At 46.1% G+C, this 2,731-nt stretch carries 1 protein-coding gene; it reads left to right on the top strand.

From position 1 onward, the window contains the following. Positions 1-344: 344 nt before the first annotated feature. The coding region (locus Q0256_RS09785) for a hypothetical protein (protein WP_297962577.1) at positions 345-2,731 on the top strand (2,387 nt) is incomplete at its 3' end.

Genomic DNA, 2,731 nt, shown 5'->3' with positions numbered 1-2,731 from the left:
CTTATATAAAATTCCGCTCGCTTAAAATTTATCTTGCATAAATTTTACCGCAGCTTGAAATTGCCAGAATTAATTTAGCTCAGATTTTTATTATTTCAAATTTTACTAAAAATCCTCTTGCTGGGATTTTTTCACCACTTGCAATCCGCTCAAAATGCCCCCTAAAAAAGGATTAAATTTCATAGCCAGGAATTTATTCTGCGCAAAGAGTAAATTTTTATTACTTAAAATTACAAATGCAGCCCCCCCCTTTTTTTTAAAAACCGATCAGCGATTTTTCATATTGCAAACTGATCTATTTTTATGTATAATCGCAAACTTTACGAATTTCAAAGGATCAATATATGAAAAAATCCATCTGCTCCTCTATGCTTAGCCTCGCAGCGGTGCTCGCACTAGCGCCCGCACAAGCACTTTGCAATGCAGATTCTAATCCGCCGCTTATCCATACCCATAATAACCTCTATTCGGCGGGATTTAGCGGCAATACTAGCGGCAACGGTAGCACCAGCCCGAACGGCAATATTACGACGATTACGGGCGTTGCAAGCGGCGGGACGGATTACTCCGGCAGCGTGATTTACGGCGGAGGAAGCGGCGATGGGATCGCTGGCTTTACTGAGTTAAGCTCCGCCTCCAACAATAGACTTACGATTAGGGGCGCAAACGCTTACGTGGGTATCGCAATAGGCGCCGAAGCTAAGGGCGTATCGGATAATTACGTGAGCTTGGAAAATGGCTCTAAGGTAAATTTGGTTGTAGGCGGGCAAGGCATAGCGGCGTCTAAAACAGGCAACGAAGGCGAAGCGACGCGAAATCAGGTTTTTGTAAAATACGGCGCCGAAATTACGGGAAATGCCGATAACTTCGGCGGCAGCTCAAATAGACATTATAATATCATCGGCGGCAGAAGTGGAGCGGATAAAAAATCCTCCTCTAACGCCGTAACGATCGACGGAGGCACTATCGGCAACAGCTCCGTTACAAATGTAATCGTAGGCGGTATAGTAAGCGGCGGCGGTGATGCCGTATCAAATAGAATAACTATCAAAGGCGGTACGTTTAGAGGGAACTTCGATATATTCGGCGCTCAATCCTCCACGGGAAAAAGCAGCTACAATAGCGTCAATATAACGGCGCCTTATTACGGCGGCACAAACACTATTACTCTAAACGGTAGTGGTAGAATTTGGGGCGCAGCGGGTGGAAGCGGAAGCTCTAGCGCAAACTCCGTAACCATAAACTCAAGGCTAAAAGCGCAAAATTACCAAGTGATTGGCGGTCAAGCAAATAGCGCTAGCGTAATGAGCGCAAATCGCGTAGAAATGAACAATGACGATGCGATAGTGGGCAGCGTCACGGGCTCTTTGGGCGGCGCCTCAAGCTCGCGAAGTGTAGTCGATCTTTACAAAGGCGCCGTAAAAGTCGATGTCGCGGCAGCAAGCGGCATCGCAGGCGAATCAGACGGCGATAGAGTTACTCTAGGGGCATTCGATTCTAATAAAGGCGTGCACGTAGGCGGCAATGTCTATGGCGCACGCGCAGGAAGCGTCAAAAACGCAGTCGTTTATATCAATAAAGAAAGAACGACGATAGCAGGAGACGTCTATGCAGGCTACGCCACAAGCGGCAGCGTCGAGAATAGCAACGTAAATTTTAGAGGCGGCACTATAAGTGGCACGATCTGGGGTAGTAATAAAAATTCCGATAAAACTAATACTCTGCATATAGAAAATTGGGTCGGCGGCGGCATTAAAAAAGCTAAAGACATTAAAAATTTCGGCTCTATAAATTTCAATGATTTATACTCCACGATCGAAGCGGATGCGCCGCTTACTCTAACCACTAATGGCAATACGAATTTAAACGGCACAAAGATAGAGGGTATAAAATCAGATCTTGGCGAAGGAAAGTACTATCTGATACATAATTCAGGCGGCGGCACGATCACCAGACCCGCGCAGACCGTGCAAGATAATCAAATTTACACGATTACAGACAAAGATCACTATCAGATCAACGGAACCACGATCGAGGTCGAAAACAATAAGAATTTAATTATGCAGAAAGGCACACTAACTCGTTCTTGGATGGACCTTAACTTCGATCAAAGCGAGCTAATGCAAAATCAAAATTCCAACAAGGCTGCGGGCGCTACTGATCTATTCGGCAATAAAGGAAACACCGTAATAGTAAAGGAGGGCGCAGGCAATCTAGGCGGCAAAAACATAAGCTCGGGCAGAGACGATGCTGCCGACGGAAGCAATAGCGTCCACGATAACTACGCCAAGATCAAGGGCGGAAGCAGCATAGGCGAGATCAACGGAGGATATTCAAATTCCGCTACCCCGCAAGAAATTTATAATAACCATGTAACTTTCGAAGCAAGCGGAATAGACGTTAAATACGTAAACGCTGCCAACGCCCATAATAGCGGCGGAGGCGGGGATGTCCACGATAATAGCGTAACTACGAATGCTACGATAATCCACAATAGCATTTACGGCGGCAATACTAGCAACGGAGAAGCCAAATCCAATATCGTAACTATAAACAACGGCAGCGTAGGAGCAATGGCGGTAGGCGGCAAGGGAAACAGCGCGATTTCCAACACCATAACTCTTAACTCGGTAAACGTAGGCGGAAGCGTATATGGTGGAAAGGCTAGCGGCGCTGCTTCCTCTAACACTGTAAATTTAAACAGTAACACGCAGATCGCCGGCAACGTCTA

Origin of the sequence: uncultured Campylobacter sp. (genome assembly GCF_937949835.1) — a bacterium.
GTDB lineage: Bacteria > Campylobacterota > Campylobacteria > Campylobacterales > Campylobacteraceae > Campylobacter_B.
The sequence above is the reverse complement of the archived record's forward strand: the minus strand, read 5'-3'. Positions and strand labels throughout refer to the sequence as shown.